The organism is Xanthomarina sp. F1114 (assembly GCF_026410255.1).
In the GTDB taxonomy this organism is placed as follows: Bacteria; Bacteroidota; Bacteroidia; order Flavobacteriales; family Flavobacteriaceae; genus Xanthomarina.
On record NZ_JAPMLL010000002.1, the window covers coordinates 130004 to 146438 of the forward strand.

General features: G+C 30.4%; 16 protein-coding genes. 7 read left to right on the forward strand and 9 right to left on the reverse strand.

Annotation, left to right across the window (positions count from 1 at the left end):
- The first annotated feature begins 116 nt into the window (after positions 1-116).
- The 3 genes from OS188_RS01930 (at position 117) to OS188_RS01940 (ending at position 2856) form a co-directional block, all read left to right on the forward strand.
- Positions 117-1292 carry a 3-deoxy-D-manno-octulosonic acid transferase gene (locus OS188_RS01930; protein WP_267147128.1) on the forward strand — a complete coding sequence of 392 codons (1176 nt, stop codon included), beginning with the start codon at positions 117-119 and terminating at the stop codon, positions 1290-1292.
- 117 nt (positions 1293-1409) lie between these two features.
- On the forward strand, positions 1410-1817 hold the full coding sequence (locus OS188_RS01935; protein ID WP_267147129.1) for a hypothetical protein: 408 nt from the start codon (positions 1410-1412) through the stop codon (positions 1815-1817).
- Positions 1818-2019: 202 nt separating this feature from the next.
- On the forward strand, positions 2020-2856 hold the full coding sequence (locus OS188_RS01940; protein WP_267147130.1) for a universal stress protein: 837 nt from the start codon (positions 2020-2022) through the stop codon (positions 2854-2856).
- Between the two features lie 297 nt (positions 2857-3153).
- Here OS188_RS01940 and OS188_RS01945 read toward each other — a convergent pair whose 3' ends face one another.
- The 9 genes from OS188_RS01945 to OS188_RS01985 all read right to left on the reverse strand — a co-directional run bounded on the left by OS188_RS01945 (position 3154) and on the right by OS188_RS01985 (position 13168).
- Positions 3154-3573 carry a hypothetical protein gene (locus tag OS188_RS01945; RefSeq protein ID WP_267147131.1) on the reverse strand — a complete coding sequence of 140 codons (420 nt, stop codon included), beginning with the start codon at positions 3571-3573 and terminating at the stop codon, positions 3154-3156.
- A gap of 17 nt (positions 3574-3590) precedes the next feature.
- Entirely contained in the window at positions 3591-4964 is a 1374-nt protein-coding gene (locus OS188_RS01950) for an MBL fold metallo-hydrolase RNA specificity domain-containing protein (RefSeq protein ID WP_267147132.1), read from the reverse strand.
- A gap of 3 nt (positions 4965-4967) precedes the next feature.
- Positions 4968-5804, reverse strand: coding sequence for an ATP cone domain-containing protein (locus OS188_RS01955; protein WP_267147133.1), 837 nt, complete (start codon positions 5802-5804; stop codon positions 4968-4970).
- Positions 5805-5858: 54 nt separating this feature from the next.
- Positions 5859-6701 (reverse strand): universal stress protein, encoded by an 843-nt coding sequence (locus OS188_RS01960; RefSeq protein WP_267147134.1) that lies wholly within the window; start codon positions 6699-6701, stop codon positions 5859-5861.
- Positions 6702-6745: 44 nt separating this feature from the next.
- Positions 6746-7594 (reverse strand): universal stress protein, encoded by an 849-nt coding sequence (locus tag OS188_RS01965; RefSeq protein ID WP_267147135.1) that lies wholly within the window; start codon positions 7592-7594, stop codon positions 6746-6748.
- 562 nt (positions 7595-8156) lie between these two features.
- Positions 8157-8537 (reverse strand): hypothetical protein, encoded by a 381-nt coding sequence (locus OS188_RS01970; RefSeq protein WP_267147136.1) that lies wholly within the window; start codon positions 8535-8537, stop codon positions 8157-8159.
- Between the two features lie 162 nt (positions 8538-8699).
- Positions 8700-9542 (reverse strand): universal stress protein, encoded by an 843-nt coding sequence (locus OS188_RS01975; protein ID WP_267147137.1) that lies wholly within the window; start codon positions 9540-9542, stop codon positions 8700-8702.
- A gap of 82 nt (positions 9543-9624) precedes the next feature.
- Positions 9625-10674 carry a response regulator gene (locus tag OS188_RS01980; protein WP_267147138.1) on the reverse strand — a complete coding sequence of 350 codons (1050 nt, stop codon included), beginning with the start codon at positions 10672-10674 and terminating at the stop codon, positions 9625-9627.
- Positions 10675-10729: 55 nt separating this feature from the next.
- Positions 10730-13168 (reverse strand): PAS domain S-box protein, encoded by a 2439-nt coding sequence (locus tag OS188_RS01985; protein WP_267147139.1) that lies wholly within the window; start codon positions 13166-13168, stop codon positions 10730-10732.
- 171 nt (positions 13169-13339) lie between these two features.
- Between OS188_RS01985 and OS188_RS01990 the strand changes: the two genes are divergently transcribed.
- The 4 genes from OS188_RS01990 (at position 13340) to OS188_RS02005 (ending at position 16428) form a co-directional block, all read left to right on the forward strand.
- Entirely contained in the window at positions 13340-13750 is a 411-nt protein-coding gene (locus OS188_RS01990) for a hypothetical protein (RefSeq protein WP_267147140.1), read from the forward strand.
- Between the two features lie 14 nt (positions 13751-13764).
- Entirely contained in the window at positions 13765-14664 is a 900-nt protein-coding gene (locus OS188_RS01995) for a mechanosensitive ion channel family protein (protein ID WP_267147141.1), read from the forward strand.
- An 18-nt stretch (positions 14665-14682) separates the two neighbouring features.
- The gene (locus OS188_RS02000) at positions 14683-15903 is read left to right on the forward strand and encodes a metallophosphoesterase (protein WP_267147142.1); all 1221 of its coding nucleotides are present in this window, start codon (positions 14683-14685) and stop codon (positions 15901-15903) included.
- 69 nt (positions 15904-15972) lie between these two features.
- The gene (locus OS188_RS02005; protein WP_267147143.1) at positions 15973-16428 is read left to right on the forward strand and encodes a pyridoxamine 5'-phosphate oxidase family protein; all 456 of its coding nucleotides are present in this window, start codon (positions 15973-15975) and stop codon (positions 16426-16428) included.
- Positions 16429-16435: the final 7 nt, after the last annotated feature.

Genomic DNA, 16435 nt, shown 5'->3' on the forward strand with positions numbered 1-16435 from the left:
ACGTTAAGCAATGAAATTTTATCAAAGAAGTGTATTTTAGCAAGAAAGATTTAAAATTGCAACAGATTTATAATATAGGAATGCACCTAAGCCAAGTGATATTGAAACTAATTTCAATGTTCAACCATAAAATAAAACTTGGGGTTCTTGGAAGAAAAAAAACCTTTAGCGTCTTAGAAACTACAATTTCTTCAGCTGATAAAACCTTATGGTTTCATTGTGCTTCTTTAGGCGAATATGAGCAAGGCCTTCCCGTTTTTAAAGAATTAAAAAACGAGCATCCAAATCACAAAATAGTTTTGACCTTCTTCTCCCCCTCGGGTTACGAAATTAGAAAAAACACGGAGATTGCAGATGTTGTGGCATACCTTCCTTTGGATACCAAAGCCAATGCAAAACAGTTTTTGGATCTAGTACATCCGGAATTAACTGTTTTTGTTAAGTATGATATTTGGCCAAATATTTTAAACGAACTTAAGAAGCGACAATTAAAAGCTATTTTGATTTCTGCTTTGTTGAGGGAAAATCAGATTTATTTTAAGTGGTATGGAGGTTTTATGAAAAAGGCTTTGTTTGCTTTTCAGCATATTTTTACCCAAGATCAAGAATCTAAAATATTACTTAATCAAATTGGTTATACAAATGTAGGCGTTTCTGGAGATACTAGATTCGATCGTGTTTATAGCCAATTAGAGCAGGATAATACGTTAGATTTTATTGCAGAGTTTAAAAGCGACAAGCTTTGTGTGGTAGCAGGAAGTACTTGGCCCGAAGACGAAATATTTTTGGTAGATTATATCAATTCCTTAAAAACAGATACTGTAAAATTTATTATTGCACCCCACAATATAAAAACAGTACAAATACAAAAACTAAAACAGTCTATTAATAAAAAAACTGTTCTTTTTACAGAAAAAGATGAAACTGATATTTCTAAAAATCAAGTCCTTATCTTAGACACTATTGGTCTTTTAACTAAGGTCTATAACTATGCAGATATTGCTTATGTAGGTGGAGCCGTTGGAAAAACCGGCTTACACAATACACTTGAACCCGCTGTTTTTGGTGTTCCAATTATAATAGGAGAACATTTTAACAACTTTCCAGAAGCAAAAGCCATGATAAAAAACAATGGAATGTTTTCTTTTAAATCAAAAAAAGAAATATTTGAAAACCTTGATAAGCTTATAAATAACAATGAATTAAGAGCTTCTTCTGGTCAAAACAACTTAGATTATATTAAAAATAATCGGGGAGCCGTAATCCAAATCATGTCTTACTTACGTAAATAATACGATTAGTGTCCAATTAAAATAATTTATGTTAAAAAATGTTAACAAAACTTATAAAAGTTAAAAAATAAGTTATTAAATTCGTGGCATTAATTTTTAACACTAAAACTTTAACTAATGAAAAAATTATTATTAAGTACTGTAGTAGTATTATGCTTAAGTTTAACGTTTACTTCTTGTAGAGACACAAAAGAAGGAAGCGCTTCTGAAGCAATGGAAAATGCTGCTGATGCAATGGAAGATGCTGCTGACGACGCTCAAGATGCTGCAGAAGATGCTGCTAACGATGCAGAAGACGCTGCAAACGACGCAATGGAAGCGACTGAAGAAGCGATTGACGAGGCTGGAAATGCTATCGATAACGCTGCTGATGCAACAGGTGAAGCTATTGATAACGCTGCTAATGCAACTGAAAAAGCAATTAATGATGCTGCTGATGCAACTGAAAAAGCTGCTAACGATGCTGCCGATGCAACTGAGAAAGCCGCAAATGACGCTGCTAATGCAGTAAAAGGAGATAACTAAATAAAGTATTTCATCCAGATAGAAGACTCTCAAATAACTTGAGGGTCTTTTTTTTGTTTAAAAATGACTAATATCATAGCTGATTCAGTTATTTTCTAATAATTTTAGTTTTATAAATGCGACTAATTTACCTCAACATTTATATTAAAGTACAGGTAAAACTACTATTGAGATTTTCTAATTAAGAATTAAAGACAAACAGATGAAACATATTTTATTACTTACAGACTTTTCAAAAAATGCCAAAAACGCCATATATTATGCTCTAGAGCAATTTAATAATCAAAAATGCAAGTTTTATATTTTACATATTCCAACAAAATCGGTTTATACAACTAGTGACCTAATAGCTGGCGGAGATAAAAGTATTTATGACTCTTTAGTAAAACAGGCAAAACTTAAATTAGATAGGTTTATAAATAAATTAAAAGTAGAGTCCAAATATAAGAATGCCACGTTTGAATCTATTGTAGATTACGAAACTCTTACATATTCTATAAATCAAATTGTAGAGAAAAAAGAGATAGATTTAATTGTTATGGGAGCTAGTGGTGCTACTGGAGCAAAAGAAGTTATTTTTGGTAGTAATACTATTAATGTGATTAGAAAAGTGGATTGCACAACTTTGGTTATACCTATAGATGCATTATATAAGCAACCAAAAAACATATTTCTTCCTTTAGAAATGTCTGATTCTTTGGAGAGCGAAGCTTTCTCGAAACTTAATAATTTTCTTGAACAACCTGAATTGTCTTTACATATACTTCGTCTAAACGAAAGAAATAAGAAGTCGAATATTGAGAAAGAAGATAAAGATAGTTTAAAGGCTACTATTAAAAGTGGATTATACCGTTACCATTTGGTTAGGAATGTACCATTACATTATGCAGTAGATACATATTTACAGATGCACGACATTGATCTAATGACTTTGTTTGTCAAGAAAAAAACAGCATTTGAACGTTTCTTCAATACGTCTTCTACAAAAAAATTAAGTCAGGATTTAAAGGTTCCTTTACTAATATTTCATAAGAATTAATAAAAAAGACTGCCCGACATTTTGTTAAAATTATTTCAACTTAATCCTTTATTTAATTTCTAACTAACAATATGGGTTGGATTAAGCTTCATTTTATAAGGTTACTAATTTTAAAAAAACCAGGCAGTCTAAAGCTTTATAACTTATTTTCAATTTATTCTATATCACTTCTTTTTTTAGGTACTATGTATCCTTTAAAGAAACTCTTAAATCAAGTGCAATTTATGAACAAGAATCTATTTTAAAAATGATATCTATCAGTTAAGCGTGTTAAGACTATAAGTTGCAGGATATCTACTAAACTGTTTTGATTACACTTTGCAAATAGTTAAATATTTCTGACTTTAATATTCCACTCTGTATAATAAAATCATGAATATCCTTCTCTAAATTATTTTGCGCATCAATAAAGTAATTATCACAAGCTAGCTCATCGCATTCAATCTTTTGAGTAATTTGATTAGCTTGTAAATTAGCTTCAATTATTAATAATTCGCATTTATTATTATATTGATTAATTGACTTTTTATGACGTTCTAGATTCTCAAAAAGATCCATCATATTCGACTTATAAATATTAGAGTTAACCAAAAAACTCATAAAACCTAATTCTTCTTTTAAAGACCGAAGATCTTCAACATAGCAACGCATATTGTACTGTAGCTCATCTATAGATTTTTCGGTATTAAAACTTTTATATTCTTGATGTGTTTGCATAATAAAATAAATTTATACTAGAGGTATAAGGTTTCTTCCTCTAGAAGTTTTGGAATACATACGTTCCAATTATATCTGTCTTTAATTTTCAATTTAAAAGCATCTAAAGCATTGGGTTCTCCATGTATTAAATAAACTTTTTCTGGAATATTTTTAATTTCTCCCATCCAGTCTAACAAATCCTTCTGGTCTGCATGTGCAGATAAGCTCTCTAGATGTTTTACTTTAGCTTTTACGGGATAATATTTTCCATAAAACCTAATTTCATGTGCTCCTTCCAATAAATTCCTGCCTCGGGTACCTTCAGCCATATAACCTACTAACAAAACTGTTGTAGACAACTTGTCTATTAATTGCTGTAGATATGTTAAAACTCGTCCTCCTGTTACCATACCACTTCCTGCAATAACAATTTTAGAACGTTTATCGTCTATAGTTTCCCAGGTTTCTTTATAAGACTGAATAATATTAAAATGATTGCACATTGCTCTATATTCTTCACTTGAAAGCTTGTGCCATTCTGGAAAATATTTAAATACATCAAGCACATTATTTCCCATAGGACTATCTACAAAAATAGGAATATTTGGTATTCTATTTTTTTTATATAATTTCCAAAGTATAAACATCAAGGTTTGAAGTCTCTCTACAGCAAAACTAGGAATAATTAAATTGCCCTTTTTATGAATGGTTTCTGATATAATATCAGACAAAATAGTTTCTACATCTTCCTCTGGGTGCAACTTATCTCCATAAGTGCTTTCTATAAATAAATAATCTGCCCATTCGGGTTTTTGAGGTCTATCCAATAAATAATCTTCGGTTCTTCCAATATCTCCTGAAAACACAAAACGTTTCTTAAAAACATCTAATTCTATAAAAGTAGCTCCAATAATATGTCCGTTGTATTGAAATCTATAAGATATATCTTCTGTTAACTTTATCCATTTTCCTACTTGTTTCATTTCAAACAATCTCAGCGTATTTTCTGCTTCACGAATACTATAAAAAGGCAGGGCTGGCTTGTGTTTTGTGTAGTTTTCTTCGTTCGCCTTTTTAGCTTCTTCCTCATGGATTTTAGCGCTATCTTTTAAAATAATCTCTGCAATAGCTAAGGTTGGAGCTGTACCAATTATTTTACCTTGAAATCCTTGTTTAACTAATCTTGGCAAATACCCAACATGATCCAAATGTCCGTGGGTTAAAAGAACTACATCTATATTTTTAACCTCAACCGTAAGATTTTCCCAGTTTAACTCTCTTAATTCTTTAAGGCCTTGAAACATTCCGCAATCTATCATGATATTCTGTTGCGAAGTTTCTATTATAAACTTAGAACCTGTAACTACTCCAGAGGCACCTAAAAAATGTATTTTAACAGAGTTGTCCATGGCTTAATTATTACAAAGTTGTTTAATCTCTTTAAAGATTTTTTCTTTTCTAATTTCAGAAACTCCTAAATGGTCTAGAAAAAAAGAATCTCCAATTAAATCTCTACATAAAACTATATCTCTACTCAATAAGAATTGCTTTTCTCTTTTAGTAAGTAAGGTCGAAACTGTAATTGGATACAAGCCTAGTCTATCTATTTTGTCTTTTAAACCATCGTTCTTTGGGTAGTCCCAACTCAATAGTTCTAGACCAATGCAGTTTCCGTATTTTATGGCATCTTTAGTAAACCGTGTATTGGTTACAACACATCCTTTATTTAAATTAATTTTATGTGATTTACTATCCCAATGAGTTTTAACATCTTTAAATCTTGCCGCTATATAAAGAGGTGTTTTTACATTGCAATTTCTACCTTCTTCGCCATAGAATTTACATTCTACAATAGTCATTTCGTTGTTTTTACTAGCTAGGACATCTATTTCGTGAGTAACACAATGACCTTGTAATATTTTACCAATCTCAACATTATAACCTGAATATTTAAAAATAGCAGCTATAAAGTTTTCAAAAGGAAAGCCGGTTGGTCCCAGTTCGTAAATAGCTTTTTTCAATTTGTATTTAGAAGCAAAAAAACCACTTTTCTTTTTTAGTAAAGCAAAGGCTCTATTATATATTTCTTTGGTTGAGATACCTTGATATAGTTCGTCGCAAACTCTATCTACTATTTGATCTACTAATTCTTTCCCTGCTCCAGAATGGTTTAATGATGCGCGTAACTTTTCTAACGAAAACTCAACCTTTTCTCCAGATGTTTTAATAATTTCAATATTAGGGTCCATAAGTTAATTATTATAGTTATTCGAAAAAATTAAAACCCCTTAATTAGTCTTTTTTTAGCTTTTTGAAGGAACAACTAAAAAAGGAATATTTAGATGAAATCCGATCTGGTTAATTGTGGATTTGAAAAATAAGTTTTCAAAAAATGAGTGCTTATTATTAATCATAATTAACAGATCGGCCGGTGTTTTAGATTGAAAATCGCTAATTGCCTTAGTTATTTCTTGATTTTTTACACTAAAAAACTCGTGTTTCAGATCTTTTAGGAATGTAGACAAGGCCGCTTTATTTGTTTCTTGATCTGAAGTTAAATCTCTACCATAAGACACGTTTAAAATATTAATCTTTGCTTGATGTTTTTTAGACAACTCGACCAATGGTTTTACTTGTTTATTAGAATAGTCAATTTCATAATCTGTTGGGAATAAGATATGACTTGGCTTTTCAAACTCAAAACTATCAGGTATGGCTAAAACAGGACATTTTGCCTGTTTAAAAATATGAACCGTATTAGAACCAAACAATACTTCTTTTGCTCCGGTAGCTCCCTTAGTTCCCATAACTACATAGTCTATTTGGTTCTCTTTAACTTGTTCTTCAACCTCTAGAGTCAAAGTATTAAACACCACTTGGCTTTTAAAAGAATGCTTAGGATTTTTGTAATGCTCTTCAATCCTTTTTTCAAAACCTTCTATGCTTTTTAAAGCTTGCTGTTTTACAACATCTTCCAAACCAATTTGCGAAGCACTCATCATCACATACTCCATGTGGTATACAATAGGCGTGTATGTATTTAACAAATAAAAAGTACACTCTTCGTCTTTAAATAATTGAAGTGCATATGAAATAGCATTCCACGAATTTTCTGAAAAATCTGTTGGTAAGAGTATTTTTTTCATAATATGAATGTTTTTGAGTTATCTGCAGATGCAGATTATGATAATTAACTACGTTTTATATTCTGTAAAGCCAAAAATGGAATATCAAGATTTAAACTTAACTTAGAAATAGTTGATGGATATAAAATATTTTCTAAAAATGAATGCCTAGAATTAACCATAACTAACATATCTATTTCATGTGTTTCTATATACTCATTAATGGTATTTAAAATATTAGTCTCTTTTTTCATAACCACCTCTATTTGATTTTTACAGACTGTACCCTTTAAAAACTCTAAGTTATCTTCTTGTCTTAAAGACAGTTTCTCGCCTCTAGAGACGTATAATAAATCTATAATAGCTCTATATGGAGCAGCGATATCGCAAAGCAACTTTAACTCTCTTCTTTTATATGGAATCATAAAATTAGTTGGAAAAAGTATATGTTTTGGTTGCGTGTAAATATAGTTGGCTGGTATGGCCAAAACAGGACATGAAACATACTTTAAGACTTGCAAAGTATGACTTCCGAAGGTTATTTTCTTATCATCGGTTTCTCCTCTAGTTCCCATAACAACTACATCTATATTCTCTTTCTCCACAATATCGTTAGCAGCTTCAACCAATAAGTTGTTAGATGAAACTATATGATATTCATGTCTTGGGTTAGGCGACAACTCTTGAATTTCTTGAAGAACTTTTTCCAAGTTTTTAAGTGATTTTTCATAGATGCTTTTTGTAACCATATCTAAATCCTCTCGATTCTCTAAGGTCTTATTATTATAGATTTCATCTTGATAAGCATGTAAGATATAAAATTGACCAATCTCGTATTTAAAAAGCTCTAAAGCATATTTTATAGCGTTCATGGCATTTAATGAAAAGTCTGTAGGTATTAATATTTTTCTCATAGTTAGAAATTGCAAAAATGATTATAATACATAAAGTTAGAAGATTGTTAGAATTTAAACTATGACATATATCACATTAACAAGAGATTAACAAGCCTATAAAAAACAAAAAGCGAGAAAGTATCTTCTTTCTCGCTTTTTTTAAGTTCTTCTAGTTCTTATTAATCTTTTCTATAAACATTAATCCATCTTTCTATTATAAAAGACCTATAAATTGAATTAATAATAACTCTAGAACTCTTGTTCGGTTATTGTTCTAAAACAAATAACCACTTAAACCTTTAACTATATAAACACTAAATTTATACTTCAAAAATAAGGAACTATACGATTGTTTTAAATGATATTTATCAGTTTACAAAAAAAAAAGCCAAAAAGATTATCTTTTTGGCTTTTCTAATTAATAGCATGTTGTCTAAAAATGATTCCTCTTTCACTTTTAAACTTTTTTTTTGACACATCAATAACAAAATTATCCATACTATCTCTAGATGCTAAATTAGCATATACTTTAATATTTTAAAATGACATATATCAGTTTAGATAATTCATTTTCAAAAGATTAATATGGCACAATATTATATGCTATGTTTAAAAGAAAAATTCCTACTAAAAATAAAAGCATATAAATTACTTGAACATATTTTACATTTATATAATTGAGTCTTGTAACCGTTTGTCTTGGAAAGGTAAACAAGGCTGCTCCTTCAAATAAAGCGAACCAGCCAATTAGTGTTGGAATTAACTTCCAGCTAAACTCCCAAACATTATGAATCAAGATATTGAGTAAACCAACTATAACAGCAATAGACGAAGTGACTATTAGAAATTTTTCGTCGTGCAAGTCTTTAAATATTTGTTTAATTCGTCTGGGATTAAAACTTAATACCACAAAAAACAGGATTAAATACCAACCCCAAAATTTAGCTAAGAAAATAGACATGTCCATAGATGTTGTTTTTATATAAGTGAATAATTTTTGCTTCCCATTATAAAACTAAAACAGAAAGCTCCTAGACTTTAATTATATGATAATTTACAAAGAAACAAGCAGTCGAACAAACAGAAATCAAGGTTTTAAACTAAAAAATAGCTTTAAGTACAATTAATTATGAAGCACTAAAAAAGGAATATCTATATGGTAACTGATTTCTTCTACTTTTGAATGAAATAAAATCTGCTGAAAATAATTTAAATTTTTCGCAACCATAGTAATCATTTCAACATCTCTGCTTTCAACAAAACCTTGAACGGCTGCTTCTATATTTTTATTGGTCAAGAAATGAAAACTATGTGTATATGCTTGAAAATAATCTTCTAATAATTCTTTGTGTTTTATTTGATCGCGATTTAATTGACTTGTACTTTTACTTATGTGAACCACTCTAAGCGATGCATTGTTTTTTTGGATTATCTTTAAAATAGGCTCTAAAGTATTGAGGTTGTATTGTAAAGCAAAATCTGTTGGAAATGCTAATTCTTTTATTTTTTTATACCTCGCATTTTCAGGAACAATTAAAGTGGTACAAGCTACTTTAGTTATTACGTCTCCAGTGTTGCTACCAACAATGGCTTTTTTAAGACCAGAAGCACCTTTTGTTCCAAGGACAATAAGTTCTATGTTTTTCTTTTTTACGTGGTCTCTAATAGATTGAACTAAAAAATTATGATCTGTTAGGGTATAAAATTTATGTTTGGTATTAGAAGATGTTTCAGCTACAATCCGTTTTTGTAATTCAAGCAGTTTTATTTTTCCAGTCTTGGTATAAACATTTTCTACAACTTCCTGAGTTGGCAAATAAGGCACTTCATATAACAGTAAATGACTTAATCTAGTAACATGTAATAAGAAAAAATTACAGGCAGTTCCCTCATGAAAATCTATAGCATATTTAATAGCATTCCACGAGTTTTCAGAAAAATCTGTTGGCAATAAAACATTTTTCATTTCACATTTACTTAAAAATCAAATGTAAGTCTAGAGAACTCGGAATAAAATGATATCCATCATATTGCCAATAAGATGCTACCTAGTAAATTTCTTTTAACCGTTCTAAATCCAGAATTTTTATGTTTCTACCTTCAATTTCAATCAGGCCTTGCTTTTTAAAAAGAGTCATAGTTCTAATTAGTGTTTCGGTGGCAATACCTGCCACACTGGCCAAGTCGCTTCGAGAGATTCTAATGGCATCACCAGGTTTTCTGTTAAGTCTTTCGGAGAATTTAATAATGGTCTGCGCTGTTTTTTGGTTGACAGATCCATAAGCCATTTGCAACAATTGATTTTTTACATTAAAAAGATTATCTGTAAGCAACTCCATTAGTTCTATAGCTACTTCATGATTTTTAATTAAAACTTCTTTCAATACAACTTTAGAAACACTTACCAAAGTACTGTTTTTAATAGCTGTTGCAGATTCTTGATAAGGTATATTTTGAATAAAAGAAGTATAACCAAACAAGTCGTCCTCTTTGTAAAGTGCCGTAATTAATTCTTTTCCTTTTTCGTCTAACTTATGGCATTTTACTATACCGCTACTAATTAAATAAATGGTATTAGAATGATCGCCTTCTTTATAGATACTATCGCCTTCAGAGTAATGTACTGTTTCACCATTGTCATCTAAGAAATTTTTAAGATCGTTTAATGTTCTTAATTCATTATTTTCGGTGTCAGAAGGATTACTTGCATTATTAGATTCCTTTAAAATTGAAGCTTTTGCCAATCTGCTTTCAATAGCACTTATTAAATCGGTTTCATTATAGGGTTTGGTGAGATAATCATCTGCCCCTAAATTCATTCCTTTTCTAACATCTTGTTGTTCGGTTTTTGCCGACAAATAAATAAAAGGAATATTTTTAGTTTCTTGATGTTTCGACAAGGCTTCTAACACGCCATAACCATCTAATTCTGGCATCATAATATCGCAAACAATAATGTCTGGAAGACTTTTCTTTGCTACGCCCACTCCCACACTGCCATTTGGGGCTGTGAGAACTTTATAGTTAGACAACTCCAACAACTCTGCTGTGTTTTCTCTTAAAACAATATCGTCTTCAATTAATAAGATGGTTTTCATTAGTTTATTTTTAGTGTTTTAATACATCAGGAAACGATGCTAATTTTCTATTCAATTAGAAATTAATGGGTGTTTCACTTAATGGTCTATTTGGCAAAGTAATGGTAAAGATACTGCCAATATTTTGTTTGCTTGTAAACGAAATGGTTCCTCCCAGATTCTCAATATGGCTTTTTACAATATTTAATCCAATTCCAGTTCCCTGAGTGGTAAGTACATTTTCTGCCCTAAAATAACGATTAAAAATATTTTTCTGATCGTCTTTTGGAATCCCTACACCTTCATCTCTAATTTGGAATACGGTTACAAGCTCATCTTGGGTAACTTCTATAGCAATATTAGAATTTTCTGGAGAATATTTAATGGCATTATGAATAATATTAGACAAGGTAAGATCTAACACCCGTTCGTCTTGAAGCATTGACAACTCGTCAATATTTTCTGGATATTTAATTTTCTGCCCATCTTTTAACAACATATTCGAATTGTAAACAACCTCATTTAACACCTTACTTAGCTTAAATGTTTTGAACTGATAACTAACTCTTCCAGATTCCAATTTTTCTACCGAAAGAAAATCGTTTAAAATATTATTCAAATTATTTACAATATTGCTAATGGTATTTATGTGTTTATCACGTTTGTCCTGCTGATCTTCTAGTGTATATTTTTTTAATAACATGGCTGAAGTTAAAATTCCACTTAAAGGTGTTTTAAACTCGTGAGAGACCAAGGATAAAAATTTAGTTTTCAGCTCGTTAAGTTCTTTTTCATTTTTAAGAGCTTCTTGTAATTCGTGAGTCTGCTCTTCTACCTGCTCTTTTAGGTCTTTTGCATAATTTTCAAGCTGTTTTTGAGTGTTTTCAATATAACTATTGGTTAAATGCTTTTCAATAGCAATTCCGGCTAACTTATTTCCAACGTCAAGCACCTGTTTGTTTAAATCGCTAAAATCTTGTTTCTCTTTTCGGTAAATAGCAAAAACACCTAAAACACTATTTTTAGAAGACACAATAGGAATGGTCCAACAGGATTTTAACCCTAAAGGCAAAACCAAATGTTTGTAGTCTTTCCATAAGTCGTTATTTTCTATATCTGAGACAACAATTTCTTTTTTCAAAAAACTTACAACCTTATTTGCATCAACAAATTCGTTACCAAGCAACTCCTCTAAACTCCTACCATAACTATCTGGTATATTTGGAGCTACCAAGGTTTGCAAGGTTTGCTTGTCTTCATTCAACAATAATAATGAGATAAAAACATCTTGAGATTGTTCTTCAATTAAACAAACTACATCGTTTAGAATTGTTTGTAAAGGCACATCCAAAACAATAGATTCTAAAATATGGTTTTGCTTAGATTTAAATAAGTCTTGTTTTTTTCTTTCTGTAATATCCAGAATTACTGCAACAAACACCTCTTTGTCTTCAAAATTAGACATTTGTAAATGGACCTCTACTGGATAAATTGAACCATTTTTTCTTATATGTCTGGTCTCAAACTCTAATTTATCTACCTTTCCTCTTAACAAAGCATCAATTTGTTTTTGAAAATCTTGTAGATTAAAATCGGGTTTAATATCTACCGGAGTTATAGCTTTTAACTCTTCTAATGTATAATCTAAGTTTTTTAAAGCACCATAATTCGCATTTAAAAACCTTAACGACTCCGAGTCGAAAACATAAATTTCATTTAAAGATTCGTCTAATATAGTAGCTAAATGCGCCTGGTTTTCTTTTGCAAGCTTACGTTCAGTAACATCATTTTGAATTCCCACAAAATGAGTTATAACCCCTAAGTTATTTTTAATGGGAGTTATACTCAATTCGTTCCAAAACATACTGCCATCTTTTCTGTAATTACGTAAAATAGTTTGGCAACTATTCCCCTTTTTTAAAGCAGTTTTTAATTTCTTTATATTTTTTTGATCCTTATCATGGGCTTGCAAAAACCTACAATTCTGATTTAAAATTTCTTCTTGAGAATAACCCGAAAGCTTCTCAAAAGCGGTATTAGCATAAATAATAGGATGATCTTTTTGCAGGGCATCTGTAATAACAATCCCGTTGCTGGCAAACTGCAAAGCCTGACTTTTTATATGCAAAGATTTTTCTATATCTAAGCGTGTAGAAATATCAATAACTAATGCCATAACATAAGCTTCCCCTTCTATTGTAAATGGATTAAGTCCAACTTCTATAGGAAAAGTACTGCCATCTTTTTTAAGTCCATGAAGAATTCTATCTTCACCCATGGAGCGCTTTTTGCCGTGATTAAAAAACTTATTAAAATATTTCCCGTGATTTTCATGGAAATGAACAGGAATCAACGTGTTTAATGGTTGTCCCAAAAGCTCTCCTTTGGGATAACCAAAGATAGTTTCAGCTGTTGAGTTTAAAGCAACAATATCTTGATTTGCATCCACTATAACAATTCCTTCGGAAATGGCTTCTGAAAGAATTTCAAAAACATCTTGATTACTCTTTAGCATATAAAATTGCGAAATAAAATTTAAATTTTAAAGTTACTTAATTTTTATAGAAACAACTTGTAATTACACTTAAACAAATGTTAGATTTTAGTTAAATCCTGAGTCTGAGCAATATCATTTCATATCTATTTTTCTATCTTTAAATTGTTTTATAATCAACAACTTAGTATTATGAAAAGCAAAAACAGTCTAAACGTATCTTTTTACGAAGTTCTTGGAAAACTATTTTACGCTGTAGCTGCAGCCGATGGAGTTGTGGAACTTTCTGAAGTGAATAAGTTAAAAGAAATTATTAGAGAGGAATGGTTGCCAGTTGATGAAAGCGAAGATGCCTTTCAAACAGATGCTGCTTTCCAGATTGAAGTAGTTTTCGATTGGCTTAATGCTCAAAACAACTTAAATAGTGAAGCACTTTTTAAAGAGTTTGTAACATATAAAAACGAGCAAGCACATTTTTTTTCACCAATTATTAAAAAATTAATAATTAAAACAGCTCATGCCATAGCAGCTAGTTTTTCGGGTAAGAATAAGTCGGAACTTATTATTCTTGCAAGATTAGAAATGGAACTAAAAAAAATATAATCCATTAAACACCTATGAATCAATTTAAAAATTTGATTTTAGAAAACCCTACAATTTACAGCATATTACAGTTTGTATTGATGGTTGCTGTCGTACTTCTTGTTATTCAACTATTAAGACGTTTTTTAAGAAAGAATATTCAAGATACAACTGCGCGATATAAATCGCAAAAAACTATAGAGTTTATAGGCTACGTGTTGTTAGTCATTTTATCTTTTTCATATGTTACAGGAAACATTAAAGATCTTACCTTAGCTATTGGGTTATTTTCTGCTGGAATTGCTTTTACACTTCAAGAGTTAATTCTAAGTATTGCGGGCTCTGTCTATATTTATGTTGTTAATGTTTATAAACCAGGAGATAGAATTGAAATTAATGGCATAAAAGGAGATGTTATAGACGTAGATAGCATGTACACCACCATGATGGAAATTGGCCAATGGGTTTCTAGCGATAATTATAGTGGACGAATTGTAAAATTAAGTAATGCCTTTGTTTTTAAAGGACCTATCTATAACTACTCTCAGGATTTTCCTTTTATTTGGGACGAGTTTAATCTACCAATAAAATACGGTTCAGATATAGAATTGGCTAAGTCTTTAGTGATTGATATTGCTTCAAAGGCCTTATCTGAATACACAGTTAACTCCAGAGCAAAATGGAAAGAAGTGGTTAATAAATATTATATTGAAGATGCGCAGGTAGAACCTACTCTAGCTATTTCTTTAACCGATAATTGGATTCTGTTTAACTTAAGATATATAGTAGATTACAAAAAGCGTAGGTTTACAAAAAATGAATTACAAGACAGCATAAGAAAAGCTTTTGAAGCCACAAAAGGCAAAGTTCTTTTTGCCTCAACAACTATTGAGCTTGTTAAAATTCCAGATTTAAAAGTTGATATTAATAAGTAAAAGATATTATTCCAAATCATGAAAAGCTATTCTCTATTTACTATTTTACTTTTGTGTGTTGCTATTTTTATAATAGATTTTTTAGCTTTTTATGGACTAAAATCTATCACAGACTTAATACATTCCAGTGTTTTAAGAAACAGTATCCATATTTTATTTTGGTTCTTTACTTTCGGGTTGATTGCTGCCATAATTACCCTTAAAATTAGATTAGACGATATTCAACCCAGAAGAAAACAACTGCTTATTTCTTCTTTATACGGCTTAACCATTTCATCTTTTATCCCTAAGATAATTTTTATAATTGTCATGGCCATTCTCCTTTCTACCAATTTTGTGTTTAAAAATAATAACTTGGTTTTAATTATTCCCTTTATAGGTTTAATTGCTGGATTTTTGCCGTTTTTTGTAATAACTTATGGTATTTTTAAAGCTAGATACAACTTTAAAGTCTACAATATTGCACTCTCTCTTCCTCATTTACCACAAGAGTTTCATGGTATGAAAGCTGTTCAAATTTCCGATTTACACTTGGGAAGTTTTAATCATCGTTTTCATATTTTAGAGCGTGCCATAAAAAAAATTAATCAGTTAGAACCAGACTTACTCTTCTTTACTGGAGATCTTGTAAACAATTATGCATGGGAGTTACGTGGGTGGCGAAAAGCCTTCAGACATTTTTCGCCCGAAATAAAAAAATATGCTGTTTTAGGAAATCATGATTATGGCGATTATAGCCAATGGGACTCCAAAGAAGACAAAGAAAAAAATTTTCAAGCCATTAAAAATTTTTACAAGGAAAACGATTTTAAACTCTTATTGAACGAATCTGAAATCCTAGAAAGAGACAACCAAAAAATAGCTATAGTTGGAGTGGAAAACTGGGGAAATCCGCCATTTAAACAATATGGAGACTTGAAAAAAGCATTAAATGGCACTGAGAGCATTCCATTTAAAATTCTGCTCTCGCACGATCCTTCGCATTGGGATAAGCAAGTGAAAGACCAAACCAATATTGCACTCACGTTATCCGGACATACACATGGGATGCAAGCAGGCTTTAAATTAAAAAATAAAGAATGGAGTCCAATAAAATATAAATACAAACAATGGGCTGGTTTATACAATCATAAACAGCAATATTTATATGTAAACAGAGGTTTAGGCTGGCTTGGTTTTCCGGGTAGATTAGGAATGAGACCAGAAATAACCTGTATTGAATTTAAAAGAGATGAATAGTTTAAAACCAATTCATAAAAAAACATTATTTTAGTAATTAGCCTCATTTCTGATAAAAAAAACAGTATTATGATTAAAAATTTAGAAACCAAAGAATGCCATTTTATCCTTGAAAACAACTACATAGGTCACTTGGGATACATCTCTGAAAACATACCTTATGTGGTGCCTATCACCTATTTCTTTGATAAAAAAGAGAACCATATTATTTGTTATTCGGCTGAAGGACATAAAATACAAGCCATGAGAAAAAATAAGCAGGTTTCCTTACAGGTAGCAAATGTGCATTCTATAAATCAATGGAAATCTGTTATAGTCCATGGACATTCCGAACTTCATTTTGGGAACGAAGCAAGAACTTATCTTCATGACTTTTCTTTAGGCATTAAAAATATAATTACTGAAACAGAATATCAAAAAGTTGATTTTATTAGCGAGTTTTCAAGTAAAATAGACAAAGATGAAGCTGCATTTATTTTTTTAATAAAAATTGATAGTTTAACAGGTAAAAAAAGAAACCAATAGCAAAATA